The organism is Enterobacter cloacae complex sp. ECNIH7 (assembly GCF_002208095.1).
GTDB classification, from domain to species: domain Bacteria; phylum Pseudomonadota; class Gammaproteobacteria; order Enterobacterales; family Enterobacteriaceae; genus Enterobacter; species Enterobacter cloacae_M.
Map to the genome: position 1 here is coordinate 57,590 of NZ_CP017990.1, position 24,847 is coordinate 82,436.

The 24,847-nt window shown below is 59.2% G+C and carries 25 protein-coding genes and 1 other annotated feature; of the genes, 17 read left to right on the plus strand and 8 right to left on the minus strand.

Translation table 11 applies throughout. The annotated features are described in order from the left end of the window. Positions 1 to 111 precede the first annotated feature (111 nt). A complete protein-coding gene (locus WM95_RS00280) occupies positions 112 to 1,449 on the plus strand; it encodes an MFS transporter (protein ID WP_048702291.1) in 1,338 nt (445 codons plus the stop codon). A gap of 51 nt (positions 1,450 to 1,500) precedes the next feature. Then, positions 1,501 to 2,730: a DUF3748 domain-containing protein gene (locus WM95_RS00285; protein ID WP_074166140.1), complete on the plus strand. Its 1,230-nt coding sequence runs from the start codon at positions 1,501 to 1,503 to the stop codon at positions 2,728 to 2,730. Here WM95_RS00285 and WM95_RS00290 read toward each other — a convergent pair. Continuing rightward, positions 2,727 to 3,059 (minus strand): YceK/YidQ family lipoprotein, encoded by a 333-nt coding sequence (locus WM95_RS00290; RefSeq protein ID WP_024907391.1) that lies wholly within the window; start codon positions 3,057 to 3,059, stop codon positions 2,727 to 2,729. The two genes, WM95_RS00285 and WM95_RS00290, sit on opposite strands and share 4 nt — an antisense overlap. Before the next feature lie 248 nt (positions 3,060 to 3,307). After that, positions 3,308 to 3,379: a sequence feature (ROSE (Repression Of Heat Shock gene Expression) occurs in the 5'-region of heat shock genes and acts as an RNA thermometer to modulate expression.), on the plus strand. On the opposite strand from WM95_RS00290, the gene ibpA reads away from it, so the two are divergent. The 3 genes from ibpA to WM95_RS00305 all read left to right on the plus strand — a co-directional run bounded on the left by ibpA (position 3,373) and on the right by WM95_RS00305 (position 6,175). Then, positions 3,373 to 3,783: a small heat shock chaperone IbpA gene (gene ibpA / locus WM95_RS00295; RefSeq protein WP_008500162.1), complete on the plus strand. Its 411-nt coding sequence runs from the start codon at positions 3,373 to 3,375 to the stop codon at positions 3,781 to 3,783. Its footprint overlaps the feature before it by 7 nt. Positions 3,784 to 3,919: 136 nt before the next feature. Further along, entirely contained in the window at positions 3,920 to 4,348 is a 429-nt protein-coding gene (ibpB, locus tag WM95_RS00300) for a small heat shock chaperone IbpB (RefSeq protein WP_023309816.1), read from the plus strand. Positions 4,349 to 4,513: 165 nt separating this feature from the next. Further along, entirely contained in the window at positions 4,514 to 6,175 is a 1,662-nt protein-coding gene (locus tag WM95_RS00305; protein WP_023309817.1) for a putative transporter, read from the plus strand. Here WM95_RS00305 and WM95_RS00310 read toward each other — a convergent pair. Continuing rightward, positions 6,143 to 6,889: a GntR family transcriptional regulator gene (locus WM95_RS00310; protein WP_088544606.1), complete on the minus strand. Its 747-nt coding sequence runs from the start codon at positions 6,887 to 6,889 to the stop codon at positions 6,143 to 6,145. The genes WM95_RS00305 and WM95_RS00310 overlap by 33 nt on opposite strands. Before the next feature lie 221 nt (positions 6,890 to 7,110). Between WM95_RS00310 and WM95_RS00315 the strand changes: the two genes are divergently transcribed. The 4 genes from WM95_RS00315 to WM95_RS00330 all read left to right on the plus strand — a co-directional run bounded on the left by WM95_RS00315 (position 7,111) and on the right by WM95_RS00330 (position 10,829). Continuing rightward, positions 7,111 to 8,733, plus strand: coding sequence for an alpha-glucoside-specific PTS transporter subunit IIBC (locus tag WM95_RS00315; RefSeq protein ID WP_063409099.1), 1,623 nt, complete (start codon positions 7,111 to 7,113; stop codon positions 8,731 to 8,733). Further along, on the plus strand, positions 8,730 to 10,052 hold the full coding sequence (locus tag WM95_RS00320; RefSeq protein WP_063409100.1) for a 6-phospho-alpha-glucosidase: 1,323 nt from the start codon (positions 8,730 to 8,732) through the stop codon (positions 10,050 to 10,052). The genes WM95_RS00315 and WM95_RS00320 overlap by 4 nt, the downstream gene beginning before the upstream one ends. Before the next feature lie 92 nt (positions 10,053 to 10,144). Next, positions 10,145 to 10,492 carry a YidH family protein gene (locus tag WM95_RS00325; RefSeq protein ID WP_023309821.1) on the plus strand — a complete coding sequence of 116 codons (348 nt, stop codon included), beginning with the start codon at positions 10,145 to 10,147 and terminating at the stop codon, positions 10,490 to 10,492. Further along, positions 10,482 to 10,829 carry a DUF202 domain-containing protein gene (locus WM95_RS00330; RefSeq protein WP_063409101.1) on the plus strand — a complete coding sequence of 116 codons (348 nt, stop codon included), beginning with the start codon at positions 10,482 to 10,484 and terminating at the stop codon, positions 10,827 to 10,829. The genes WM95_RS00325 and WM95_RS00330 overlap by 11 nt, the downstream gene beginning before the upstream one ends. An 82-nt stretch (positions 10,830 to 10,911) precedes the next feature. Here the strand turns inward: WM95_RS00330 and dsdA are convergent, their stop codons facing one another. Both dsdA and dsdX read right to left on the minus strand, forming a co-directional pair. Further along, a complete protein-coding gene (gene dsdA, locus WM95_RS00335; protein WP_063409102.1) occupies positions 10,912 to 12,198 on the minus strand; it encodes a D-serine ammonia-lyase in 1,287 nt (428 codons plus the stop codon). Between the two features lie 17 nt (positions 12,199 to 12,215). After that, entirely contained in the window at positions 12,216 to 13,553 is a 1,338-nt protein-coding gene (gene dsdX, locus WM95_RS00340) for a D-serine transporter DsdX (RefSeq protein WP_023309824.1), read from the minus strand. Between the two features lie 204 nt (positions 13,554 to 13,757). Here dsdX and dsdC point away from each other — a divergent pair, with 204 nt between their 5' ends. Continuing rightward, positions 13,758 to 14,684: a DNA-binding transcriptional regulator DsdC gene (gene dsdC, locus WM95_RS00345; protein ID WP_063409103.1), complete on the plus strand. Its 927-nt coding sequence runs from the start codon at positions 13,758 to 13,760 to the stop codon at positions 14,682 to 14,684. Between the two features lie 84 nt (positions 14,685 to 14,768). Then, the gene (locus WM95_RS00350) at positions 14,769 to 15,857 is read left to right on the plus strand and encodes a cellulase family glycosylhydrolase (RefSeq protein ID WP_063409104.1); all 1,089 of its coding nucleotides are present in this window, start codon (positions 14,769 to 14,771) and stop codon (positions 15,855 to 15,857) included. On the opposite strand, the gene emrD is transcribed toward WM95_RS00350, so the two are convergent. The 4 genes from emrD to tisB form a co-directional block, all read right to left on the minus strand. Further along, the gene (gene emrD / locus WM95_RS00355) at positions 15,760 to 16,944 is read right to left on the minus strand and encodes a multidrug efflux MFS transporter EmrD (protein ID WP_029741426.1); all 1,185 of its coding nucleotides are present in this window, start codon (positions 16,942 to 16,944) and stop codon (positions 15,760 to 15,762) included. The two genes, WM95_RS00350 and emrD, sit on opposite strands and share 98 nt — an antisense overlap. A gap of 175 nt (positions 16,945 to 17,119) precedes the next feature. Further along, on the minus strand, positions 17,120 to 17,953 hold the full coding sequence (locus WM95_RS00360) for an EamA family transporter (protein ID WP_045354666.1): 834 nt from the start codon (positions 17,951 to 17,953) through the stop codon (positions 17,120 to 17,122). Positions 17,954 to 18,015: 62 nt separating this feature from the next. Further along, a complete protein-coding gene (locus tag WM95_RS00365) occupies positions 18,016 to 18,462 on the minus strand; it encodes a GNAT family N-acetyltransferase (RefSeq protein WP_063409105.1) in 447 nt (148 codons plus the stop codon). Positions 18,463 to 18,526: 64 nt separating this feature from the next. Further along, positions 18,527 to 18,616, minus strand: a complete 90-nt coding sequence (gene tisB, locus WM95_RS00370) for a type I toxin-antitoxin system toxin TisB (RefSeq protein WP_023309830.1) — start codon at positions 18,614 to 18,616, stop codon at positions 18,527 to 18,529. A 521-nt stretch (positions 18,617 to 19,137) separates the two neighbouring features. Here tisB and ivbL point away from each other — a divergent pair. The 6 genes from ivbL (at position 19,138) to WM95_RS00400 (ending at position 24,807) form a co-directional block, all read left to right on the plus strand. Then, the gene (ivbL, locus tag WM95_RS27050) at positions 19,138 to 19,236 is read left to right on the plus strand and encodes an ilvB operon leader peptide IvbL (protein WP_057979964.1); all 99 of its coding nucleotides are present in this window, start codon (positions 19,138 to 19,140) and stop codon (positions 19,234 to 19,236) included. 106 nt (positions 19,237 to 19,342) lie between these two features. Continuing rightward, complete coding sequence (ilvB, locus tag WM95_RS00380) at positions 19,343 to 21,031, plus strand: acetolactate synthase large subunit (RefSeq protein WP_088544607.1); 1,689 nt, start codon at positions 19,343 to 19,345, stop codon at positions 21,029 to 21,031. 3 nt (positions 21,032 to 21,034) lie between these two features. Beyond that, positions 21,035 to 21,322, plus strand: coding sequence for an acetolactate synthase small subunit (gene ilvN, locus WM95_RS00385; protein WP_010426528.1), 288 nt, complete (start codon positions 21,035 to 21,037; stop codon positions 21,320 to 21,322). Between the two features lie 77 nt (positions 21,323 to 21,399). Then, positions 21,400 to 21,993 carry a transcriptional regulator UhpA gene (uhpA, locus tag WM95_RS00390; RefSeq protein WP_088544608.1) on the plus strand — a complete coding sequence of 198 codons (594 nt, stop codon included), beginning with the start codon at positions 21,400 to 21,402 and terminating at the stop codon, positions 21,991 to 21,993. Then, positions 21,990 to 23,495: a signal transduction histidine-protein kinase/phosphatase UhpB gene (gene uhpB / locus WM95_RS00395; RefSeq protein ID WP_063409107.1), complete on the plus strand. Its 1,506-nt coding sequence runs from the start codon at positions 21,990 to 21,992 to the stop codon at positions 23,493 to 23,495. The genes uhpA and uhpB overlap by 4 nt, the downstream gene beginning before the upstream one ends. After that, positions 23,488 to 24,807 (plus strand): MFS transporter, encoded by a 1,320-nt coding sequence (locus WM95_RS00400; protein ID WP_045354672.1) that lies wholly within the window; start codon positions 23,488 to 23,490, stop codon positions 24,805 to 24,807. Before uhpB ends, WM95_RS00400 begins: the two co-directional genes overlap by 8 nt. Positions 24,808 to 24,847 lie beyond the last annotated feature (40 nt).

The following is a 24,847-nucleotide window of genomic DNA, read 5'->3' on the forward strand; positions in this document are numbered from 1 at the left end:
GCTCCCGGGGATGCGAAAACTTGCCGCCTTCCCCCAGCACGAATTATTTAGCGCATTCTGTTTACGTTTTTAATTAAAAAAACCAAATACACCCTCTGTAAATTACAGGGCATGGTGAGCGGCTTCGCTATGCCCAAAATCTGGAGACAGATTGCGATGGATATTCCAGTTACCGCTACAAAAACCGGGCGTCGCCGCTACCTGACGCTGATTATGATCTTTATTACCGTGGTCATTTGCTATGTCGACCGCGCCAACCTTGCCGTGGCATCGGCCCATATCCAGGAAGAGTTTGGCATCACCAAAGCGGAAATGGGCTACGTCTTTTCGGCGTTTGCCTGGCTGTATACTTTATGTCAGATCCCGGGCGGCTGGTTCCTTGACCGCGTGGGTTCACGTCTGACCTATTTCATTGCCATTTTCGGCTGGTCAGTGGCGACCCTGTTCCAGGGCTTCGCGACCGGGCTGATGTCGCTGATTGGCCTGCGCGCCATCACCGGGGTGTTCGAAGCGCCCGCGTTTCCCACCAACAACCGCATGGTGACCAGCTGGTTCCCGGAACACGAGCGCGCGTCCGCCGTTGGCTTTTACACCTCCGGGCAGTTTGTCGGCCTGGCGTTCCTGACACCGCTGCTGATCTGGATCCAGGAGCTGCTGAGCTGGCACTGGGTATTCATCGTCACGGGTGGGATTGGCATTATCTGGTCGCTGATCTGGTTCAAGGTTTACCAGCCGCCGCGTCTGACCAAAAGCATCACCAAAGCCGAGCTGGACTACATCCGCGACGGCGGTGGCCTGGTGGACGGCGATGCGCCGGTGAAAAAAGAGGCGCGCCAGCCGCTGACCAAAGCGGACTGGAAGCTGGTCTTCCATCGTAAGCTGGTGGGTGTTTATCTGGGCCAGTTCGCGGTGACCTCCACGCTGTGGTTCTTCCTCACCTGGTTCCCGAACTACCTGACCCAGGAGAAGGGGATCGCGGCGCTGAAGGCGGGCTTTATGACCACCGTGCCGTTTCTCGCGGCATTCTTCGGCGTGCTGCTCTCCGGCTGGCTGGCCGATAAGCTGGTGAAAAAAGGCTACTCGCTGGGCGTGGCGCGTAAAACGCCGATCATCTGCGGCTTGCTGATCTCAACCTGCATCATGGGTGCCAACTACACCAACGATCCGGTGTGGATTATGACCCTGATGGCGGTGGCGTTCTTCGGTAACGGTTTCGCCTCTATCACCTGGTCGCTGGTGTCGTCCCTTGCGCCGATGCGGCTGATTGGCCTGACCGGCGGCGTGTTCAACTTTGTCGGTGGGCTGGGTGGGATCACCGTACCGCTGGTCATCGGCTACCTGGCGCAGGACTACGGCTTCGGCCCGGCGCTGGTCTATATTTCTGCCGTGGCGCTGATCGGGGCACTCTCCTACATCCTGCTGGTGGGTGATGTGAAACGAGTAGGCTAATCCCTGCGGATGTTTTACCCTGATGCACTCACCGTGCATCAGGGTATCCTCATGAAACAAATCACCTTCGCTTCCCGCAACCACCAGCTGACCAACATCAATACCTGGACGCCGGACAGCCAGTGGCTGGTCTACGACGTGCGCCCGTCCGGTGCGTCGTTCACCGGTGAAACCATCGAGCGGGTCAATGTCGCTACGGGTGAGGTAGAGGTGGTATATCGCGCCACTGACGGCGCGCATGTCGGCGTGGTGACCGTTCATCCTGCAGAAGAGAAATATGTCTTTATCCACGGCCCGAAAAACCCGGATGCGGACTGGCATTACGATTTTCATCATCGTCAGGGAGTGGTTGCGCAAAACGGTCAGGTGAGCAACCTGGACGCGATGGATATCACCGCGCCTTACACCGCCGGCGCGCTGCGCGGCGGCAGCCACGTCCATGTCTTCAGCCCAAACGGGCAGCTCGTCAGCTTTACCTATAACGACCATGTTCTGCACGAACGCGATCCTAAACTTGATTTACGCAACGTCGGCGTGGCTGCGCCTTACGGCCCGGTGAACCCGCGCGGGAACCATCCGCGCGAATATTCAGGTGCATTCTGGAGCGTGCTGGTCAGCCGCACGACGCCCAACCCGCAGCCGGGCAGCGACGAGATTAACCGCGCCTACGAAGAGGGCTGGGTGGGCAACGACAGGCTGGCGTTCATCGGCGACACCCTGTCTGAGCAGGGCGAAAAAGTACCCGAACTGTTTATCGTAAATCTGCCGGAAGATGAGCAGGGCTGGAAGCATGCGGGCGATGCGCCGCTACAGGGCACGACGGAGACCCTTCCAGCGCCGCCTGCGGGTGTGAAGCAGCGTCGTTTGACCTTTACGCATCAGAGGGCGTACCCGGGCCTGGTGAACGTGCCGCGTCACTGGGTTCGCTGTAACCCGCAGGGGACACGGATTGCGTTTCTGATGCGGGATGATAACGGCATTGTGCAGCTGTGGCTGATCTCTCCTGAGGGCGGCGAGCCGCGCCAGTTGACGCGTACCGGGAGCGATATTCAGTCTGCATTTAACTGGCATCCTTCCGGCGATCGTCTGGGGTTTGTGCTCGAAAATCGGATCGCCTGCTGCGACGCACAGACCGGAGAGGTGACGTTTTTGACGTCCGATCACGGCAACCCGCCGTCTGCTGATGCGGTCGTGTTTTCCCCGGACGGGCGCGTTATTGCGTGGATGGAGGAGACAGCCGGTTTCCGTCAGCTTTGGGTGACGGAAACCGCGCAGTACTAGCGTGGAGGCATTTCAGCGGGCGGGATGACGGCGTTTGTCGCCAGATTTTCCTGCTCGCTTTTCTCTACCCGCGAGCGTACGGAGTTGTCCTTACGAAACATATCCCACGGCAGCAGAAGCGTATCCGCCACGGCCGTAAACGGCATATCCAGGATAACCAGGGATTTGGTGCCCCAGTTTGTATCGTCATCGGAGATCATCGCCGCGCTGGCGCGCGTCCCCGGATATGTTCCTTCTTTACCGCCGGTGTGAGACATCACGCTCGAACACCCGCAAAGTAAAACTACCCCGCTGAACGTCGTCAGCTTTATCAGAACATTTTTCATCATCACTCAGTCATCGTTAATGGCACTGCATAGACCTGCAACTCAGGGTTATAGCGAGCCTTATCCAAAATGGATAGCCCTATAACCCCGCACTGTGGCAGCCATCGCAATTTAACCCTTTGTGCTGTTGTCCCAGTCTAAGCGAGATGCAGGAAAGTGCAAAAAAAAGTGCAGCTGTCGTTCTTGAAAAGCCCGATTGCAGACCCATTTTAAGAATGTGGCCCGATAACGAACTCGCCTGATGGGTGTTCGGGGGCGCAAAGGCCTGTCCATGGTGGAAGGCTACAATTTCTCGCTGATTTCAGGAGTTTTATTTATGCGTAACTTCGATCTTTCTCCGCTATACCGTTCTGCAATTGGTTTTGACCGCCTGTTTAACCATTTAGAAAATAACCAAAGCCAGAGCAACGGCTACCCTCCATACAATGTTGAGCTGGTTGACGAAAACCACTACCGCATCGCCATTGCCGTCGCCGGTTTTGCAGAAAACGAACTGGAGATCACCGCGCAGGACAACCTGCTGGTGGTGAAAGGTTCCCATACGGCCGAGCAGAAAGAACGTACCTACCTTTATCAGGGCATTGCCGAGCGCAACTTTGAACGCAAGTTCCAGTTAGCCGAGAACATTCACGTTAAAGGCGCGAACCTGGTTAACGGTCTGCTGTTTATCGAACTGGAACGTGTGATTCCGGAAGAGAAAAAACCGCGCCGTATCGAAATTAACTAATTACGCGGGTCGCGTGAGCGCCCCACCCGAACTTGCTTGCCGTAACGGGAGCATATGCGAATCCATCAGGATTTGCAGGTACAACTGCGCACAAAATTACACTGTGCCGAACTCGCTTCTCAGAAGGAGATTTAGTATGCGTAACTATGATTTATCCCCCCTGCTGCGTCAGTGGATTGGTTTTGACAAACTGGCTAACGCCCTGCAAAGCACCACCGAGCAACAGACGTTTCCGCCGTACAACATCGAAAAAAGCGACGATAACCACTATCGCATTACCCTTGCGCTGGCCGGTTTCCGCCAGGACGATCTGGACATCCAGCTTGAAGGCACTCGCCTGACCGTGAAGGGGTCGCCGGAAAAACAAGAGACCGAGACCAAATGGCTGCATCAGGGGTTGGTTAATCAGCCGTTTAGCCTGAGCTTTACCCTGGCAGACCATATGGAAGTGTCTGGCGCAACGTTTACCAACGGTCTGCTGCATATCGACCTGATCCGCAACGTGCCGGAAGCCATCGCGCCGCAGCGTATCGCCATTAGCGAGCGGCCGGCGTTGAACAGTTAGCACTGTGCGGGCTGATGCCCTCACCCTGGCCCTCTCCCTGTGGGAGAGGGTGAAAAGATAAAGCCCTGCCCCGGCAGGGCTTTTTTGTGCGCCATCACCCATACAACCGCCCCCGGCTCTGAGAGAATCCTTAGCATAACCAAGGTTATGATAAGGAAGTGGGTCATGAGTGATATCGCGTTAACCGTCAGCGTGTTGGCCCTGGTCGCAGTTGTTGGCCTGTGGATAGGTAATATCAAAATCCGCGGTGTCGGGTTTGGGATAGGCGGGGTACTGTTTGGCGGCATTTTTGTCGGGCACTTCGCCGACAAGCTCGGGCTGGTTCTCAGCGCCGAAATGCTCCACTTTACCCAGGAGTTCGGCCTGATCCTCTTCGTTTATACCATCGGTATTCAGGTGGGACCGGGCTTTTTCGCCTCACTTCGGGTCTCCGGATTACGGCTCAACCTGTTTGCCCTCGGCATTGTGGTGATGGGCGGGCTGGTCACCGCAATTCTGCATAAAATCTTCGATATCCCGCTCCCCGTGGTGCTGGGCATTTTCTCCGGGGCGGTTACCAACACGCCTGCGCTCGGTGCCGGGCAGCAAATCCTGCGCGATTTGGGTATCGAACCCGGCATTGTCGACCAGATGGGGATGAGCTACGCCATGGCCTATCCGTTTGGGATTTGCGGCATTCTGCTTTCCATGTGGCTGGTGCGCGTCCTGTTTCGCATTAACGTCGACAAAGAGGCGAAGGACCATGAAACCACGCTCACCAACGGCCATATGCCGATCAAAACCATCAACATTCGGGTCGATAACCCCAACCTGAACAATATGGCGATTCAGGACGTGCCGATCCTGAACAGCGCCAATATCATCTGCTCCCGCCTCAAGCGTGACGATATGCTGATGGTGCCTGCCCCCGGCACCGTCATTCAGCAGGGCGATCTGCTGCACCTGGTCGGCCAGCCCGGAGATTTAAACAACGCGCGGCTGGTGATTGGCCAGGAAGTGGATACCTCGCTCTCAACCCGCGGCACCGATATGCGCGTGGAACGCGTTGTGGTGACTAACGAACACGTTCTTGGCAAGAAAATACGCGATCTGCAGGTAAAAGAGCGCTATGACGTGGTGATCTCTCGCCTTAACCGTGCGGGTGTTGAACTGGTCGCCAGCCCGGAGGCCAGCCTGCAGTTCGGGGATATCCTCAACCTGGTCGGGCGCCCGTCGTCCATCGACGCCGTGGCGGATATGGTGGGTAACGCCCAGCAAAAGCTGCAGCAGGTGCAGATGCTGCCGGTGTTTATCGGTATCGGGCTCGGCGTGCTGCTCGGTTCTATTCCTGTGTACGTGCCGGGCTTCCCGGTGGCGCTCAAGCTGGGCCTGGCGGGTGGACCGCTGATTATGGCGCTGATCCTCGGGCGTATCGGCTGTATCGGGAAGCTCTACTGGTTTATGCCACCGAGCGCCAACCTGGCGCTGCGCGAGCTGGGTATCGTGCTGTTCCTGGCGGTGGTCGGGCTGAAGTCCGGCGGGGATTTTGTCGATACCCTGGTCAAGGGCGAAGGGATGAGCTGGGTAGGCTACGGTATCTTTATCACGGCGATCCCGCTGCTGACGGTGGGAATACTGGCGCGGATGTTCGCCAAAATGAACTACCTGACGCTGTGCGGGATGCTGGCGGGCTCCATGACCGATCCGCCCGCGCTGGCTTTTGCCAACAACCTGCACGCCACCAGCGGTGCGGCTGCGCTCTCCTATGCCACCGTCTATCCGCTGGTGATGTTCCTGCGCATCATCACCCCGCAGCTACTGGCGGTGCTGTTCTGGGGAATGGGCTAGCAGGTCGTCCGGGTGGACGCGCCGCAGATGGTAGTCCACCTGGTAATCACTGGTATTTCGGAACATTACGGAATAATTGAGGAACTCGCCGCTGTCGCTGTAGGAGAGAGACGTAATTCGCAGCAGCGGCGTCTGTTCCGGCAGGTTCATATAACCGGCCAGCGTTTTATCTGCCAGCACCGGCGTCAGGCTCTCGTAATTGCCGCTGATGGTGATCCCGCACTCCTTCTCGATGTAATCAAACTTAGACCCCTCAAGATGCGCCAGCGACAGATTGCGGAACAGCTTCACCGGCATAAAGCTGTCCTCCAGCATCAGCGGCTTCCCGTCCACGTAGCGCACCCGCCGGGAAAAGTAGATCCGCTCATCCACCTGAATCCGCAGCTGGCTGGCGATAGCGGGCGGGGCGGGCATCACTTCAAACTGTAAGACCTTACTCTGCACCTCTTTTCCCTGCTGCCGCAGCACCTCCACCAGTCCGGTCAGGTTGGTGATTTCGTGGTGAACGTCTTTGCGCGCGACAAAGGTTCCGCTGCCGTGCCGCCGCTCAACCAGCCCCCAGCTCACCAGCAGATCGAGCGCCTTGCGGATGGTCATTCGCGCCACGCCGAACTCCTGCGCCAGCGCCTTTTCGCCGGGCAGCGGGCTGCCGATGTTGTAGTCCGACGAATTCAGCCGCAGCCGCAATCTGTCGGCGATAGATTTGTAGATCACCAGTAGACCTCTCTGCCCTTATCAGGGCGTGGATTGTGTCCTGACATGTCCATATTTACGCCAAAAAGTAGACCTGATTGGTCAAAATAAAACCATGAATGCGATCACGAATCGCAGCGGCACGCCATGTTCGCGCATCAGTAAGTTCTTATGCTCACCTCAGGCCAGCAAAAAACCATAAAGGCCTCTACCCCTACAGGTTGTTTCATGAGGATTTAAAAATGCTCAGTCAAATACAACGTTTTGGCGGTGCCATGTTTACCCCGGTGTTGCTGTTTCCGTTCGCCGGGATCGTGGTGGGAATCGCCATCATGCTTCGCAACCCGCTGTTTGTCGGCGAAGCCTTAACGGCCCCCGATCATCTTTTCGCGCAGATTGTTCACATCATTGAAGAGGGCGGCTGGGCGGTGTTTCGCAATATGCCGCTGATTTTTGCCGTTGGCCTGCCGATTGGCCTGGCGAAGCAGGCGCAGGGCCGCGCCTGTCTGGCGGTGCTGATTAGCTTTCTGACCTGGAACTACTTCATTAACGCGATGGGGATGACCTGGGGCCACTTCTTCGGCGTCGACTTCTCCGCAGAACCGACGGCGGGTAGCGGGCTGGCGATGATTGCCGGCATCAAAACGCTCGATACCAGCATCATCGGCGCCATTGTGATCTCAGGTATCGTCACCGCCATCCACAACCGCTACTTCGACAAGCCGCTGCCGGTCTTTCTGGGGATTTTCCAGGGCAGCTCGTTTGTCGTTATCCTCGCGTTCTTCGTCATGATCCCCTGCGCCTGGCTGACGCTGCTGGGCTGGCCAAAAGTACAGATGGGCATTGAGTCCCTGCAGGCGTTCCTGCGCTCCGCCGGTGCGCTGGGCGTGTGGGTGTATACCTTCCTGGAACGCATTCTGATCCCAACCGGATTGCACCACTTCGTCTACGGTCCGTTCATCTTCGGCCCGGCGGCGGTGGAAGGCGGGATTCAGGTCTACTGGGCACAGCACCTGCAGGAGTTCAGCCAGAGCACCCTGCCGCTGAAAACTCTCTTCCCGGAAGGCGGGTTCGCGCTGCACGGCAACTCTAAAGTGTTTGGCTCGGTCGGGATTGCGTTCGCTATCTGGTACACCGCGTCGCCGGAAAACCGCGTCAAGGTGGCGGGGCTGCTGGTGCCGGCCACGCTCACCGCCGTGCTGGTGGGCATCACGGAACCTCTTGAGTTCACCTTCCTGTTTATCTCGCCGCTGCTGTTTGCCGTCCATGCGGTGCTGGCGGCGACTATGGCAACGGTGATGTACGCCTTTGGCGTGGTCGGGAACATGGGCGGCGGCCTGCTGGACCAGTTCCTGCCGCAAAACTGGATCCCAATGTTTCATAACCACGCCTCGACGGTATTCACCCAGATCGGCATCGGCGTCTGCTTCACCGGCATCTACTTCGCGGTCTTCAAAACGCTGATCGAACGTCTGAACCTGAAAACGCCGGGCCGGAAAGAGAGCGAAATCAAACTCTACAGCAAGGCCGACTATAAGGCGGCGCGCGGGCAAACCACCGTCCCGGCCGCGGCCAGCCAGCAGGTAGGGCTGGCCGCCGGATTCCTGCAGGCGCTCGGCGGCGCGGCCAACATCGAAAGCATCAACAACTGCGCCACCCGCTTGCGCATTGCGCTGGTGGATATGGCGAAAACCCAAAGCGATGACGTCTTCAAAGCCCTCGGCGCCCACGGCGTGGTGCGACGCGGCAACGGCATTCAGGTGATTGTCGGCCTGCACGTTCCTCAGGTGCGCGACCAGCTGGAATCGTTGATGAAAACTCCTTTAACAAATGAACAAACCACCCTGACAGAGGCTATATCATGAAAAAATTCTCAGTTGTCATTGCAGGCGGCGGCAGCACCTTTACGCCTGGTATCGTCCTGATGCTGTTAGCCAACCGTGACCGTTTCCCGCTGCGCGCGCTGAAGTTCTATGACAACGACGGCGCACGTCAGGAGACCATCGGCGAAGCGTGCAAAATCATCCTCAGGGAGCAGGCGCCGGAGATTGAATTCAGCTACACCACCGATCCTAAAGCGGCGTTTACCGATGTGGATTTTGTGATGGCGCATATCCGCGTGGGCAAATACCCGATGCGCGAAAAAGATGAAAAAATCCCGCTGCGCCACGGCGTGCTGGGCCAGGAAACCTGCGGACCGGGCGGCATCTCCTACGGCATGCGCTCGATCGGCGGCGTGCTGGAGCTGGTGGATTATATGCAGCAGTACTCCCCGAACGCGTGGATGCTGAACTACTCCAACCCGGCGGCGATTGTCGCGGAAGCCACGCGTCGCCTGCGTCCGAACGCCAAAATCCTCAACATCTGCGATATGCCGATCGGCATTGAAGGGCGCATGGCGCAGATTGTCGGCCTGAAAAACCGCAAAGAGATGCGCGTGCGCTACTACGGTCTGAACCACTTCGGCTGGTGGACGTCGATTGAAGATCTCAACGGCAACGATCTGATGCCGAAACTGCGCGAATACGTGGCGAAAAATGGCTATGTGCCGCCTTCGGAAGATGCGCATACCGAAGCGAGCTGGAACGATACCTTTGCCAAAGCCAGAGACGTACAGGCGCTTGACCCGGATACCATGCCGAACACCTACCTGAAGTATTATCTGTTCCCGGACTACGTGGTCGCGCACTCCAATCCGGAACGCACCCGCGCCAATGAGGTCATGGATCACCGTGAAAAGCACGTGTTCAGCGCCTGCCGGGCAATTATTGAAGCCGGTCACTCCGCCGCCGGTGAGCTGGAAATCGACGAACATGCGTCGTACATCGTCGATCTGGCGACGGCGATTGCCTTCAACACCCAGGAGCGGATGCTGCTGATTGTGCCTAACAACGGGGCCATCCATAACTTTGATGCCGACGCGATGGTGGAGATCCCGTGCCTGGTAGGCCATAACGGGCCGGAGCCGCTCACGGTGGGCGATATTCCGCACTTCCAGAAAGGGCTGATGAGCCAGCAGGTGGCGGTGGAAAAACTGGTGGTGGATGCCTGGGAGCAGCGTTCGTACCAGAAACTCTGGCAGGCGATCACCCTGTCGAAAACCGTGCCGAGCGCGTCCGTCGCGAAAGCGATTCTGGATGACCTGATCGCGGCCAATAAGGACTACTGGCCAGAGCTGCACTAATCGTCCTGACCGGCATCGCCCGATGCCGGTCTCCTTGTCCTTGTCGATTTACGCTATGCTGAAGCCTGCCTGGAGCACGACAAGGAACCCTCATGAAAATTTCCCGCCTCGGCGAAGCGCCGGACTACCGCTTCTCTCTGGCTAATGAACGCACTTTTTTAGCGTGGATCCGCACCGCGCTGGGCTTTCTTGCCGCAGGGGTGGGTCTCGATCAGCTCGCGCCCGATTTCGCCACGCCGCTGATTCGCGAAGTGCTGGCGCTGCTGCTGTGCCTGTTTGCGGGCGTGCTGGCGATTTACGGCTACCTGCGCTGGCTGCGCAATGAGAAGGCGATGCGTCTGAAGCAGGATCTGCCCTATACGCGCGGGCTGCTGATTATCAGCACGATTCTGCTGACGGTGGCGGGCGTGGTGATGGTGCTGGTGTTCTATGGCGGATAGCCGCAAAGCGCGGCGCGAAGCGGACCCCGGCCTGCAGCCGGAGCGGACGTCGCTCGCCTGGCTGCGCACGCTGCTGGGGTATGGCGCGCTGATTGCCCTGGCGATCAAGCACAACTGGCACCGCACAGGGGTGCCATTCTGGATTTCCATTATTGTGCTGGCGCTGGTGGCCATTATTTTATGGCGCTATACCCGCAGCCGTAACCTGATGGACGTGGCGCAGAACGATTTTGTACAGCCGAAAACGGTGCGGGATAAGTTCCTGATCGCGCTCGCTGTTCTCTCGCTGTCGCTGCTGTTTGCGGTAACCCATATTCAGCAAATTTTGAGCCTGTAAGCCCGGTGGCGGCTACGCTTTACCGGGCCTGCAACTGCCGCGAACCGTAGGCCCGGTAAAGCGTAGCCGCCACCCGGCATAATTACTTCCCTTTCGCCAGATACTTCGCCATCTCGTCTTCCGGGACCATTCCGCCGCCGGTCGCCCACACCAGGTGGGTAACGTTGGTATGCGAATGAACGCGCACCGGACCGGCCATGCCCGCCAGCGCCGACGGCTCCAGGCGAATGCCCTCCTCCTGCGCCAGCCAGCCGAGCATGTCGTACATGCTCTGATCGGAGAGCGTATAGAACCCGTCGAGCAGGCGCTCTATCGCGCGGCCCACGAAGCCAGAGGCGCGCCCTACCGCCAGACCGTCCGCCGCCGTCACGTTATCAATGCCCAGATCCTGCACCGCGATCTCATCGTGCAGGCCGGTGTAGACGCCGAGCAGCATGCACGGGGAGTGCGTTGGCTCCGCGAAGAAGCAGTGGACGTTATCGCCAAAGGCCAGCTTCAGGCCAAACGCCACGCCGCCGGGACCGCCGCCGACGCCGCACGGCAGGTAGACGTACAGGGGATGATCGGCATCCACCACGCGGCCCTGTTCGGCAAACTGCGCCTTCAGCCGCTCGCCTGCAACGGCGTAGCCCAGGAAAAGGGTGCGGGAGTTTTCATCGTCAATGAAGAAACAGTTCGGATCGCTTTCTGCCGCTTTTCGTCCCTGCTCCACCGCCACGCCGTAATCCTGCTCATATTCCACGACGATGACGCCGTGGCTGCGCAGTTTGGCTTTCTTCCATTCGCGGGCGTCGGCAGACATATGCACCGTCACCTTAAAGCCGATGCGGGCGCTCATAATGCCGATGGACATCCCAAGGTTGCCGGTTGAACCTACCGCAATGCTGTACTGGCTGAAAAAGTCCTTAAAGCGCGGTTCCAGCAGAACGCTGTAGTCGTCTTCAACGCTCAGCAACCCGGCTTCCAGCGCCAGTTTTTCCGCATGGGTCAGCACCTCATAGATGCCGCCGCGCGCTTTGATCGAGCCGGAAATCGGCAGATGGCTGTCTTTTTTCAGCAGCAGCGTGCCGGGAATAGACTTCGCAGATTCTTTCTCCAGCCGCTTTTGCATCGCCGGGATTGCAACCAGTTCGGATTCGATAATCCCGCCCGTTGCCGCCGTTTCCGGGAAGGCTTTCGCCAGGTACGGCGCGAAGCGGTTGAGGCGCGCGTGCGCGTCGTCCACGTCGGCTTTGGTCAGCCCGACGTACGGCAACCCTTCTGCAAGCGTCGTGGTGCGCGGGTTAAGCCAGGTGGTTTCTTTCAGGGCAATCAGATCCTCAACCAGAGGAAACTGTGCGGTTAAAGTAGTGATAGTTGCGTTTTCCATAATACGTCTCTTCGCGCTCAGATAATGAAGGAAAGCAGGAATGTGCCGCCAAGTGCAAGCACCGAGGCGATAAACGTCGCCGTCGTATAGTATTTGAAGGTCTCGTTCAGGGTAGCGCCGCAGTATTGCTTCACCAGCCAGAAGAGAGAATCGGTCACGATCGTGCAGCCAATGGCACCGGAACCGATGGCAATGGTAATGATCTCCGGGCTCACGTTCGGGTAGAGCGGCAGCATCGGCGCGACTATTGCCGTGGCGCCCATCATCGCCACCGTCGCGGAGCCTACAGCGGCATGCAGCACCAGCGCCACCAGCCAGGCGAGCAGGATAGGGTGCATGTGCAGGTTCGAGAGAATATGCGCCAGCGAGTCCGCCAGTCCGCTGGTTTTCAGGATGGCGTTAAACGCGCCGCCCGCGCCGATAATCAGCAAAATGTTGGCGATAGAGCCGAAGCCGTGCTCGGTGTGCGTCAGCATCGTGCCCATGCCCATATGCTGGCGGATCCCCAGCAGGTAGTAGGCAACAAACACGGCGATAAACATGGCGGTGATCGGGTTGCCGATAAACTCCAGCAGCGTATACAGCGTGCCTTCTTTTGCCATATTCAGCTCGGCGATGGTTTTCACCAGCATCAGGGCAATCGGCAGCAGCACCGTGAACAGCGTGGCGCCCAGCGACGGCAGGGTGTGCTCTTCCCGTACCTTCAGGTCTGAAAATTCCGCCGGAACCGGTTTAAACGGCAGACGGTTGCCGAGCAGTTTCAGGAACAGCGGGCCGCCGACCAGCGAGGCCATCAGGCCCACCATCAGACCGTAGACAATCACCGTTCCGACGTCTGCACCGAGTTTGTTGGTGACAAACAGCGCCGCCGGATGCGGCGGCACCACGCAATGCACCGCCATCAGCGCGGTACAGAGCGGAATGGCCAGCTTGAGCAGCGACGTGTTGGTCTTTTTGGCGATGGAAAACGCCAGCGGGATCAGCAGTACCACGCCCACTTCCACAAACAGCGTAATGCCGCAGATAAGGCCTACCAGCACCATAATCACGTCCGCCGACAGCCAGCGGCAGCGCTGCAGTGCGATCCCGATGCGCTCTGCCGCGCCGGAGACTTCCATCATCTTGCCGAGAATGGTGCCCAGACCAATCACCGCCGCCAGGAAGCCCAGCGTACCACCAATTCCGCTCTCGATGGCGTTCACCATATCCAGCGGGCTCATCCCCATCATCGCGCCGACGAAAAAGCTCGCCAGCAGCAGCGCGAGGAACGGGTGAAACTTCAGTTTTACGATGGTTAAAACAATCAACACAATGCTGACCAGCAGCGTTGCCACAACCCAGACCTGAGATCCCATATCTCACCTCACCCTTATGTCATCTGTGGGTATTGGACGAAAAAACGGCGTGGGCTGACAAACGATATAAATTGGCGTTCAGGTGAGCCAGATTGGATCAATTGAGTGACTGCGCTCTAAAAAGCGCACTTAATTCGTATTAGGTTCACATAAATTCACCCTTGAGCGGTATGCTGAGCGCAGAAAACCCACGTGAGAATTGTGATGACCGATGCGAATGAAGCCAGAAACCGCCTGTTAAACGGCTGGCAGCTGTCGAAAATGTATACCTTTGAAGTGGCCGCCCGGCATGAGTCCTTCGCCCTGGCGGCGGAGGAGCTGTCGCTCAGCCCCAGCGCGGTGAGCCACCGCATCAACCTGCTGGAAGAGGAGCTGGGCATTCAGCTGTTCGTCCGCTCGCACCGTAAAGTTGAGCTGACGCAGGAGGGAAAGCGCGTTTACTGGACGCTGAAATCGTCCCTCGACACCCTGAATCAGGAGATCCTGGACATCAAAAACCAGGCGCTCTCCGGCACGCTGACGGTCTACTCCCGGCCGTCGATCGCCCAGTGCTGGCTGGTGCCCATGCTGGGGGGCTTTACCCGCCGCTATCCGTCGATTTCACTCACCATCCTGACCGGCAATGATTACGTCAATATGCAGCGAACGGGCGTCGATCTGGCGCTCTATTTCGACGATACGCCGCCAAACCACCTCTCTCATCACTTCCTGATGGACGAGGAGATTTTGCCCGTCTGCTCACCGCAGTATGCCCGCGAGCATGAATTGCTGAAAAACCCCGATAACCTCAGCCACTGCACGCTGCTGCACGACCGTCAGGCCTGGAGCAACGATTCCGGGACGGATGAGTGGCTGAGCTGGGCGCAACACTTTGCGGTGAATATGCCGTCATCGTCGGGCATTGGTTTCGATCGTTCCGATTTAGCGATTATTGCGGCCATCAACCACGTCGGCGTCGCGATGGGCAGAAAGCGGCTGGTGCAGAAACGGCTCGAACGGGGCGAGCTGATCGCCCCGTTTGGTGACAAGACCCTGAAATGCCATCAGCACTACTATGTCTCGACGCTTTCCGGTCGTCAGTGGCCGAAAATAGACGCCTTTATTGGCTGGCTGAGAGAACTGGCAGGTTGAAGAATTATTACGCTTTCGCTCTACACCAAATGTGAAAAAGCGTGCTAAATACAGGTAATGCTTTCGATTTATCCAGGGTAAACCGTGTTAAAGCCTTTTATTGCCTCTGCATTACTGATCTCTTCCGGCTGGGCGATTGCCGCTGAGCCGCCGCTGACGGCTGCCCGTTATGCGCAGCAGCTGGGCGTCGGGATGGATGTGGACTGGGCGCGCACCGAGCGCGGCATACGCGAATTCGACCCGCTGGTGGTACGCGATTTTCGTGCAAAAGGCATTACCCACGTGCGCATTCGCGTCGCCGATGAGCCGACGGAAGCGCGGCTAATTCACCTGCGCAAGCTGGTAGAAGCCTGCGAGCAGTATGGCGTGATCCCGATTATCGCTTATCAGGCTGATGAATATAAAAACGACCCGAAAGCCGATAACGAGAAAGAGACGATCAACTGGTGGATTGCCGTGGCGCACTATTTCGGTCAGAGCTACCCGCTGCTGGGTTTTGATCTCATCTATGAGCCGGCCGACAAGCTTAACCACAACCTCGCGTCGCTAAACCGCGTGTATGAAAAAACCATTAAAGCGATCCACGACATGGACCCGCAGCGCATGATCTTTGTTGCGCCACGCCTGCGCGCCGCGCCGGAGGATTTATCCAGCCTGAAGCTGCCCGCGCACAGTCAAAACTACCTGCTGGCGGAGTGGCATATTTTCCCGTGGGGGCCGCTGAAAAATAGCGGTAAATACCCGTGGACGTCCGGCACGGCGGCGGAGAAAGCGGCTATCCATAATCGCATCAATACCGCGCTGCGCTGGCAGCAAAAAACCGGGCACGTTAGCTGGGTCGGGGGCTGGGGCGTGGGAGAGTCAAACCACCTCACGCCAACCGCTTCGCAAATGGCGTTCTCCACCTTTATGGCCTGCGAGCTGCAAAAGGCGAAAATCCCATATGCGCTGAACGCGGATTTCCAGTTTTACGACGGGGAAGAGGGGGCCTGGCGGCCCGCGCCGGAGCCGTTGTTGCAGGCGATGATTGCGCCCGTCTGTGAAAAGCCCGGCGAGAAGCCGGGCCATCATGCGGTTAAACCGGCTGCTCGTGATGCGGAACACGCGACGCCAGCGGCAGCCAGCACAGTAAAATCAGCAGCCCCATCAGCGTCATCAGCAGGCCCAAACTAGCCTGCCCGGTCTGCGGCATCATCGCCGAGAGCCAGGCCAGCGCGCCGGAGCCGATATTCTGCAAACCGCCCACCAGCGCACCAGCCGTGCCTGCGAGGAACGGGAACGGCTCCATCGCGCCGCTGGTCGCCAGCGGGAACAGCATCCCCGCGCCGAAGAAGAACAGCGCCGCCGGGATGAGCAGCGTCCAGACCGTCATCACGCCAAATAGCCCCGGTATCCACATCATCAGGCCCGCCAGCAGACAGCTGATCACCGACTGCCACATCAGGGTGGAGAAGCGTTTGTTCGGGCGTCCGGCAAACCACGCGCCGAAGAACGCCGCCGGGATCGGCAGAATAAACAGAATACTCACGACCATGCTGCTCAGGCCCAGACCCGCGCCCAGCAGCACGCCGGAACAGGCTTCAAACACCGCAATGCCCGCCAGGCCGCCGATCAGCATCAGCAGGTAGCAGGTAAACGACCCGTTGCCAAACAGCGTTTTATAGCTGGTGATGAGCTTCGTGCGCGGCGCGTCCTGCGGGCGCGTTTCCGGCATCCAGCGCGCCATGCTGAAGGTGACAATCACGCACAGCACCAGCAGGAAGGCGTAGCAGGCGCGCCAGGACCACATCGTGTCCAGCAGGCCGCCAATCAGCGGGGCGAGAAGCGGGCTGACCAGAATTCCCATATTCAACAAGCTGTTGGCATGACGGAGCTGGGTGCCCTGATACATATCGCGCGGTAAGGTTCGCGCCATCACCCCACCGACGCCGGTCCCGACGCCCTGCAGGGCGCTGGCGGCAATCAATACGGTCAGGCTGTGCGTGGTAATGGCAATCACCGTCGCCACCATGAAAATGCTCATGCCCACCAGGATCACCGGGCGACGCCCGACGCGGTCAGACAGCGGGCCGTAAAAGAGCTGCGAAACGCCATAGGTCAGCAGGTAGGCTGCCATCACGCTCTGCACCGCGCCCTCGCGGACGTTCAATTCCTTTGCCATGTCGGCGATCGCCGGAATGTAGATGGTTTGCGCCATCTGACCGACGGCCACCAGTAACACCAGCATCAACAATAAGTTAACGTTCCTTTGTTTTTTCATGTCGCTGAATACTTTTGCCAAAAGAGAAAAATGAAGAATAAGTGACTGCGCATTCCCATAAATGCGCGAGGAATCTACCACAGAGAGATGACAATTTAAGCATTGTCGTGGTGAATGAAAAAACCGGGAAAGGCAGGATTAGTAAACAAGATCGGCAACTAATGTTGCCAGTGATTTACGCCATGCGCAGCAGAATAGCGCCGCCGGCAATACCCAGCGCCGCCGCGATACGCAGGCCCGCAACCTTCTCTTTTAAAAGGACAAACGCGATCAGTGCCCCAAAGAGTATGGAGGTTTCACGCAGCGCCGCGACCACCGCCAGCGGCGCCTGCGTCATTGCCCAAAGCGCCAGACCGTAAGATCCCATGGTTCCCACCCCGCCGAGCAGCCCCTTTTTCCAGTGCAGGCGCAGGTAGCCGGACGCCTCGCGCCGGCGCGCCACCATTGCCCAACTCAACAGGCAGAAGCCGTTCATAAAGAAGGTCCACAGCGTATAGCCCAGCGCGGTGTTCGACAGACGCACGCCGGTGCCGTCCACCAGCGTATACCCGGCAATAAAGCAGGCGTTCAGCAGCGCCAGCCCGATCCCTTTGCGTGACCGTATGCGGCCATGCATCGCCATCGCCAGAATTGACAGGCAAATTACTCCGATACCGGACCAGGCGAGCCACGAGAGACGATCGCCGAGCGCCAGCACGCCGATCAGCGCCACCAGCAGCGGGGCGGTGCCGCGCATCAGCGGATAGGTCTGGCTCATATCGGAGACCTGATAGGTTTTCGCTACCAGCACGGTGTACACAACCTGTAAGGCGCAGGAGACGATCAAAAACGGCCAGCTTGCAGCAGATGGCTGTGGGGAAAACGGCAGTAAGACCAGAGCGATAACCGTGGCGGATCCGCTGACGCTTATGGCGGAATAGAGCTTGTCCGTTCCGGCCTTAACGATGGCGTTCCAGCTGGCATGCAGCAGCGCGGCGAAGAGCAAAATGCAAAAAACGGTGATGGTCATAGCGTATCGGGTGGTGAATTGTCACTCAACTGTAACATTCACACCCTGATGCTGCCAGCCGGCTACACGGCACAAAAAAGGCGGTGCGTCACCCGCGGCTCGTCCGAGACCAGCGTAAAACCCGCCTGGCGATAGAAGCCGTACGCGCTCTCCGGCGCATGGGTATTCAGGAAATCAAACCAGATGCTGGCATCGGCCATCACCACGGTTAAAAGCTGTTTGCCAATGCCCAGCCCGCGGCACTTCTCGCTGACGTAGAGATGGCGAATACGTCCGGCGCGCGGCTGCTGGCTGAACGGATCGCGGTTGAGGCCGCACACGCCGACCAGCCTGCCGTTGAGAAACGCGCCCAGCAGCTTTTCACCCGGCGCGTTAAAGCGGTTCTCACCACGCTGCCAGTTATCTTCCAGCCTGCGCAGCATGTTGAAATTCAGTGCGATACTTTCAGCCTTCAGGGCGATATACCACGGCTCATCCGGTGTGACGGGCTCAATTAACAGACGCGACATAGCATTCCCTCGTTATTAAAGAGGGGCGGTTGCCCGCCCCTCTCAGGTGCGACTTGAACCTGAATTACCGAAGGAATTTCAGGACAGCATCAAGCAGTTGCAGTACAGCAACAATGAGTTTGAGGATAAGTATCACCATATCCACTACGCTCATACGCGTCTCCTTTTGGTTAAAAGGAGCACGATGCTGGCGTACCTTTCCGCCGCCTGTTGCCAGCACCTGGATTGACGTAACACAGTGTGCTCACTTCAGGGGTTAAGGCACTGACGGCACCACCCGTTTCAGCCAGGACTTCTTTGCGCCGGTAAAACTGCGGCCCCCTCGCTCACTGCGAACACCCTCAGTATAGATAAATACTGTATGCATGAACAGTATTTTTTGGACAAAATCAGGAAGGCGATCCATACTCAAAAGCGTCAAAATCCGTGCCGGAATTGCGCGTTCGTCTTCGATCGCGTATACTTTTTGCGTTGACGTAACATAGTGTGTTCTGCGGCGACCAACCGCAAAACCCTGATAAAAACCTCGCTCCGGCGGGGTTTTTTGTTTTCAACCCTCAACAAACGAAACGTGATCCCTGACGCATTTTTGCGCAGATGAAAATATTTCCATTGTCACGCCCGAAAACCTGTGTTTGTATAAATTCCATCAATGATTCCAAACACAGGTCCCCAATGACTTCATCCATCTTCACTTCGACCCTACTAAAAACTGCGCAACCAGCCGCAGTGGTCGTCGTGCGTGTGGTGGTGGTCGTCGGCAATGCGCCGTAGGGACTGGATCAACACACGAATCCAAAACCCCGCCGGCGCAAACCGGGCGGGGTTTTTCGTTTAGGACCCTCCCCGGAACGTCGGCCCAGAAGAAAAGGACTGGAGCATGGCAAGTTCGGGCACAACATCCACCAAGACGCGTTTTACTGGCGCGCAGCTGATCGTTCATCTGCTGGAACGGCAGGGCATCACCACGGTTGCGGGCATCCCGGGTGGCACGGTGCTGCCGCTGTACGATGCGTTAAGCCAAAGCACGCAGATCCGCCACGTGCTGGCGCGCCACGAGCAGGGGGCAGGCTTTATTGCTCAGGGCATGGCGCGTACGCAGGGCAAACCGGCGGTCTGTATGGCCTGCAGCGGCCCGGGCGCAACCAACCTGGTCACCGCCATCGCCGACGCGCGTCTCGACTCCATTCCGCTGATCTGCATTACCGGCCAGGTACCGTCCTCAATGATCGGCACCGATGCGTTCCAGGAAGTGGACACCTACGGCATCTCTATCCCCATCACCAAACATAACTATTTAGTTCGCGACATCAGCGAGCTTCCTCAGGTTATTAGCGATGCGTTTCGCATTGCGCAGTCCGGCCGCCCGGGCCCGGTGTGGATAGACATTCCTAAGGATGTCCAGACCGCAGAGATCGAGATAGACGTCCTGCCGGAGCCGGGCGAGCGTGCCCCCGCGCCGGAATTCAGCGCTGAGAGCGTGCGCGACGCCGCCGCTATGATTAACGCCGCCAAACGCCCGGTGCTCTACCTGGGCGGTGGGGCCATCAACGCCGCGGATGAAATCCGCCAGTTTGCAGAGAAAGCCAACCTGCCCACTACCATGACCCTGATGGCGCTGGGCATGCTGCCTAAAGCGCACCCGCTCTCTCTCGGCATGCTGGGCATGCACGGCGCGCGCAGCACCAACTACATCCTGCAAGAGGCGGATTTGCTGATTGTTATGGGCGCGCGTTTTGATGACCGGGCGATCGGCAAAACCGAGCAGTTCTGCCCGAACGCCAAAATCATTCACGTGGATATCGACCGCGCCGAGCTGGGTAAAATCAAGCAGCCGCACGTGGCGATTCAGGGCGACGTGGCCGAGGTGCTGGCGCAGCTGATCCCGCAGACGGACGCAGCCGAGCGCGCCGACTGGCTTAAGCTGGTGGCCGATCTGCAGCGCGAGTTCCCGGGCGCGATCCCAACTGAAGGCGATCCGCTGAGCCACTACGGTCTTATCAACGCCGTGGCCGCCTGCGTGGACGACAGCGCGATTATCACCACCGACGTGGGACAGCACCAGATGTGGACCGCGCAGGCCTATCCGCTGAACCGTCCTCGCCAGTGGCTGACCTCCGGCGGTCTGGGAACCATGGGCTTCGGTCTGCCTGCAGCAGTTGGTGCGGCGCTGGCGAATCCGGACCGCAAGGTCATCTGCTTCTCCGGCGACGGCAGCCTGATGATGAACATTCAGGAAATGGCCACCGCGGCCGAAAACCAGTTAGACGTGAAAATCATCCTGATGAACAACGAGGCGCTGGGGCTGGTGCACCAGCAGCAGAGCCTGTTCTACAAGCAGGGCGTGTTTGCGGCGACCTACCCGGGGATGATTAACTTTATGCAGATTGCCGCCGGTTTTGGCCTGCACACCTGCGATCTGAACGCCGAAGAGGATGCCCACGCGGCGCTGCAGGACGCGATTTCTCGCCCCGGTCCGGCGCTGATCCACGTGCGTATCGACCCTGAACAAAAAGTGTATCCGATGGTGCCGCCGGGAGCGGCAAATACTGAGATGGTGGGAGAATAAGCCATGCAGAAACAACATGATAACGTCATTCTGGAACTCACCGTCCGCAACCACCCTGGCGTCATGACCCACGTCTGCGGGCTTTTTGCCCGCCGTGCGTTTAACGTGGAAGGCATTCTCTGTCTGCCGATTCAGGGCAGCGAGCACAGCCGCATCTGGCTACTGGTCAACGACGACCAGCGTCTTGAGCAGATGATGGCGCAGATCGACAAGCTGGAAGACGTCACCAAAGTGGCTCGCAACCAGTCCGATCCCACCATGTTTAACAAAATTGCGGTGTTCTTCGAATAAATCGCTCATTGCTTGAACACCCGCGCGCTTATCGTTAAGGTAGGCGCGTTTTTTTATCCGCCCGCCAGGAATGCGCCATGACCACCATCGCCCTTATCGACGATCACCTTATCGTCCGCTCCGGATTTGCCCAGCTTCTGAACCTCGAACCGGATTTTCAGGTCGTGACCGAGTTTGGCTCCGGTCGTGAAGCGCTGGCGGGCCTGCCGGGGCGCGGGGTGCAGGTCTGTATTTGCGACATCTCGATGCCGGATCTCTCCGGGCTGGAGCTGTTAAGCCAGCTGCCGAAAGGGATGGCGACGATCATGCTGTCGGTCCACGACAGCCCGGCGCTGGTAGAGCAGGCGCTCAACGCGGGCGCGCGCGGCTTTCTCTCCAAGCGCTGTAGCCCCGACGAACTGATCGCCGCGGTGCGCACCGTCTCCACCGGCGGCTGCTACCTGACGCCGGATATCGCCATCAAGCTGGCGGCCGGACGCCAGGATCCGCTCACCAGACGCGAGCGCCAGGTTGCGGAAAAACTCGCGCAGGGGATGTCGGTGAAAGAGATTGCGGCCGAGCTGGATCTGTCCCCGAAAACCGTACACGTCCACCGCGCCAACCTGATGGAAAAACTCAACGTCAGCAACGACGTCGAGCTGGCGCGCCGCATGTTCGACAGCTGGCAATGAGTTCCGCTTTTTCACGGCTGATCGCCGTCGTCGCCAGCTTTTTTATCTTCTCCGCCGCCTGGTTTTGCCTGTGGAGCATCAGCCTGCACCTGGTGGAACGCCCCGAGCTGGCGGTGCTGCTGTTTCCCTTCGGCCTGCGTCTGGGCTTAATGCTCCAGTGTCCGCGCGCCTACTGGCCGGTTTTGCTCGGCGCTGAGTGGCTGATGCTGGTCTGGCTGGCGCAGGAGGTGGCCCTCGCGCACCTGCCCTTATTGATGACCGGAAGCCTGCTCACGCTTCTCCCGGTTGCCCTCATCTCCCGCTACCGCCACCAGCGCGACTGGCGCACGCTGCTGCGTCAGGGGGCGGCGCTGATTGCCGCCGCGCTGCTGCAGTCGCTTCCGTGGGTCGGCGAGAAGGAGATGCTCAATGCCCTGCTGCTGACCCTCACCGGCGGCCTGACGCTGGCACCAACCTGCCTCGTGATCTGGCACTATCTCACCAGCACCGTCTGGCAGCCGCTCGGCCCGGCGCTGGTTTCCCAGCCGGTGAACTGGCGCGCCCGGCACCTCATCTGGTATCTGCTGCTGTTTGTGGTGAGCCTGTGGCTCCAGCTTGGCCTGCCCGCCGAGCTTTCACGCTTCACGCCGTTCTGCCTGGCGCTGCCGATTATCGCCCTGGCCTGGCACTACGGCTGGCAGGGGGCGCTGATCGCCACGCTGATGAACGCCATCGCACTGATCGCCAGCCAGACCTGGCACGATCATCCTGTTGATTTACTGCTTTCCCTGCTGGCTCAAAGCCTGACCGGGCTGCTGCTGGGAGCGGGCATTCAGCGCCTGCGCGAGCTGAACCAGTCCCTGCAAACCGAGCTGGCGCGCAACCGCCGTCTGGCGGAGCGCCTGCTGGAGACGGAAGAGAGCGTGCGGCAGGAGGTCGCCCGCGAGCTGCACGACGATATCGGCCAGACCATCACCGCCATTCGCACTCAGGCGGGCATTGTCCAGCGCCTGGCAGCGGAAAATGCGGGCGTGAAGCAGGGCGGGGCGCATATCGAACAGCTTTCGCTGGGAGTCTATGACTCCGTTCGTCGCCTGTTAGGACGACTGCGCCCGCGCCAGCTTGACGACCTGTTGCTGGAGCAGGCGGTGCGTTCCCTGATGCGCGAGATGGAGCTGGAAAGCCGCGGAATAGTGAGCCATCTCGACTGGCGCATTAACGAATCTACGCTCAGCGAAGGCCAGCGCGTGACGCTGTTCCGCGTCTGTCAGGAAGGGCTGAACAACATCGTCAAGCACGCCAGCGCCAGCGCGGTCACGATCCAGGGCTGGCGGCAGGACGACAGCCTGAAGCTGATAATTGAAGACGATGGCTGCGGCCTGCCGCCGGGCTCCGGCCAGCAGGGTTTTGGCCTGGCGGGCATGCGGGAGCGCGTCAAGGCGCTGGGCGGCACGCTGAACCTCTCCTGCACCCACGGGACGCGCGTCAGCGTCAGCCTGCCGCTACGGAGTTACCATGTTTAAAACCCCTGCCAGCGCCGCGCCGATTGGCGATAAATCGGAAATCGACGCCCGCTACCGCTACTGGCGTCGCCATATCCTGATGGCCATCTGGCTCGGCTACGCGCTGTTCTACTTCACCCGCAAAAGCTTCAACGCCGCCGCGCCGGAGATCCTCGCCAGCGGCGTGATGACTCGCACCGATATCGGCCTGCTGGCGACGCTGTTTTACATCACCTACGGCCTGTCGAAGTTCTTCTCCGGCATCGTCAGCGACCGCTCCAACGCGCGCTATTTTATGGGTGTTGGGCTGATCGCCACCGGCGTGGTGAACATTCTGTTTGGATTCTCCACCTCGCTGTGGGCCTTCGCCCTGCTGTGGGCGCTGAACGCCTTTTTCCAGGGCTGGGGCGCGCCGGTCTGCGCCCGCCTGCTCACCGCCTGGTATTCGCGCAACGAGCGCGGCGGCTGGTGGGCAATCTGGAACACCGCGCATAACGTCGGCGGGGCGCTGATCCCGATGGTGGTAGGTGCGGCGGCGCTGCACTACGGCTGGCGAGCGGGGATGATGATTGCCGGTGGCCTCGCGATTGTCGCCGGGCTGTTTCTCTGCTGGCGCCTGCGCGACCGGCCGCAAACCGTCGGCCTCCCTGCGGTGGGCGACTGGCGGCACGACGAGATGGAGATTGCCCAGCAGCAGGAGGGCGCGGGGCTGACCCGCAGGGAGATCCTCACCAAATACGTGCTGAAAAACCCCTACATCTGGCTGCTGTCGCTCTGCTACGTGCTGGTCTACGTGGTGCGCGCGGCGATCAACGACTGGGGCAACCTGTACATGTCCGAGACGCTCGGCGTGGACCTGGTGACCGCCAACTCGGCGGTGACGATGTTTGAGCTGGGCGGGTTTATCGGTGCGCTGGTGGCGGGCTGGGGCTCGGACAAGCTGTTCAACGGCAACCGTGGCCCGATGAACCTGATTTTCGCCGCCGGGATTTTGCTCTCCGTCGGCTCGCTGTGGCTGATGCCGTTCGCCAGCTACGTGATGCAGGCGGCGTGCTTCTTCACCACCGGCTTCTTCGTCTTTGGCCCGCAGATGCTGATCGGCATGGCGGCGGCGGAGTGCTCGCACAAAGAGGCGGCAGGCGCGGCGACGGGCTTTGTCGGGCTGTTTGCCTACCTCGGTGCATCGCTCTCCGGCTGGCCGCTGGCGCGGGTGATCGACGTCTGGCACTGGAGCGGTTTCTTCGCGGTGATCGCCATCGCGGCGGGGATCTCCGCCCTGCTGCTGCTTCCCTTCCTGCATGCGCAGGCGCCGCGCGAGGTGAGCGAAGCGTGATGCGTCTCACCTTTTCACCCCGAATGGCGTAAAACTAAGA

Excerpts from the sequence above, each read along its gene's own strand:
- WM95_RS00325 (WP_023309821.1), top strand. The coding sequence starts at position 10,145 with ATGAAAATTTCCCGCCTCGGCGAAGCGCCGGACTACCGCTTCTCTCTG.
- uhpA (WP_088544608.1), top strand. The coding sequence starts at position 21,400 with ATGACCACCATCGCCCTTATCGACGATCACCTTATCGTCCGCTCCGGA.
- ilvN (WP_010426528.1), top strand. The coding sequence starts at position 21,035 with ATGCAGAAACAACATGATAACGTCATTCTGGAACTCACCGTCCGCAAC.
- WM95_RS00320 (WP_063409100.1), top strand. The coding sequence starts at position 8,730 with ATGAAAAAATTCTCAGTTGTCATTGCAGGCGGCGGCAGCACCTTTACG.
- WM95_RS00285 (WP_074166140.1), top strand. The coding sequence starts at position 1,501 with ATGAAACAAATCACCTTCGCTTCCCGCAACCACCAGCTGACCAACATC.
- uhpB (WP_063409107.1), top strand. The coding sequence starts at position 21,990 with ATGAGTTCCGCTTTTTCACGGCTGATCGCCGTCGTCGCCAGCTTTTTT.
- WM95_RS00400 (WP_045354672.1), top strand. The coding sequence starts at position 23,488 with ATGTTTAAAACCCCTGCCAGCGCCGCGCCGATTGGCGATAAATCGGAA.
- WM95_RS00315 (WP_063409099.1), top strand. The coding sequence starts at position 7,111 with ATGCTCAGTCAAATACAACGTTTTGGCGGTGCCATGTTTACCCCGGTG.
- tisB (WP_023309830.1), bottom strand. The coding sequence starts at position 18,616 with ATGAGCGTAGTGGATATGGTGATACTTATCCTCAAACTCATTGTTGCT.
- emrD (WP_029741426.1), bottom strand. The coding sequence starts at position 16,944 with ATGAAAAAACAAAGGAACGTTAACTTATTGTTGATGCTGGTGTTACTG.
- dsdX (WP_023309824.1), bottom strand. The coding sequence starts at position 13,553 with ATGGGATCTCAGGTCTGGGTTGTGGCAACGCTGCTGGTCAGCATTGTG.
- ilvB (WP_088544607.1), top strand. The coding sequence starts at position 19,343 with ATGGCAAGTTCGGGCACAACATCCACCAAGACGCGTTTTACTGGCGCG.
- ivbL (WP_057979964.1), top strand. The coding sequence starts at position 19,138 with ATGACTTCATCCATCTTCACTTCGACCCTACTAAAAACTGCGCAACCA.
- dsdA (WP_063409102.1), bottom strand. The coding sequence starts at position 12,198 with ATGGAAAACGCAACTATCACTACTTTAACCGCACAGTTTCCTCTGGTT.
- ibpB (WP_023309816.1), top strand. The coding sequence starts at position 3,920 with ATGCGTAACTATGATTTATCCCCCCTGCTGCGTCAGTGGATTGGTTTT.
- WM95_RS00305 (WP_023309817.1), top strand. The coding sequence starts at position 4,514 with ATGAGTGATATCGCGTTAACCGTCAGCGTGTTGGCCCTGGTCGCAGTT.
- dsdC (WP_063409103.1), top strand. The coding sequence starts at position 13,758 with ATGACCGATGCGAATGAAGCCAGAAACCGCCTGTTAAACGGCTGGCAG.
- WM95_RS00360 (WP_045354666.1), bottom strand. The coding sequence starts at position 17,953 with ATGACCATCACCGTTTTTTGCATTTTGCTCTTCGCCGCGCTGCTGCAT.
- ibpA (WP_008500162.1), top strand. The coding sequence starts at position 3,373 with ATGCGTAACTTCGATCTTTCTCCGCTATACCGTTCTGCAATTGGTTTT.
- WM95_RS00290 (WP_024907391.1), bottom strand. The coding sequence starts at position 3,059 with ATGATGAAAAATGTTCTGATAAAGCTGACGACGTTCAGCGGGGTAGTT.
- WM95_RS00330 (WP_063409101.1), top strand. The coding sequence starts at position 10,482 with ATGGCGGATAGCCGCAAAGCGCGGCGCGAAGCGGACCCCGGCCTGCAG.
- WM95_RS00280 (WP_048702291.1), top strand. The coding sequence starts at position 112 with ATGGTGAGCGGCTTCGCTATGCCCAAAATCTGGAGACAGATTGCGATG.
- WM95_RS00365 (WP_063409105.1), bottom strand. The coding sequence starts at position 18,462 with ATGTCGCGTCTGTTAATTGAGCCCGTCACACCGGATGAGCCGTGGTAT.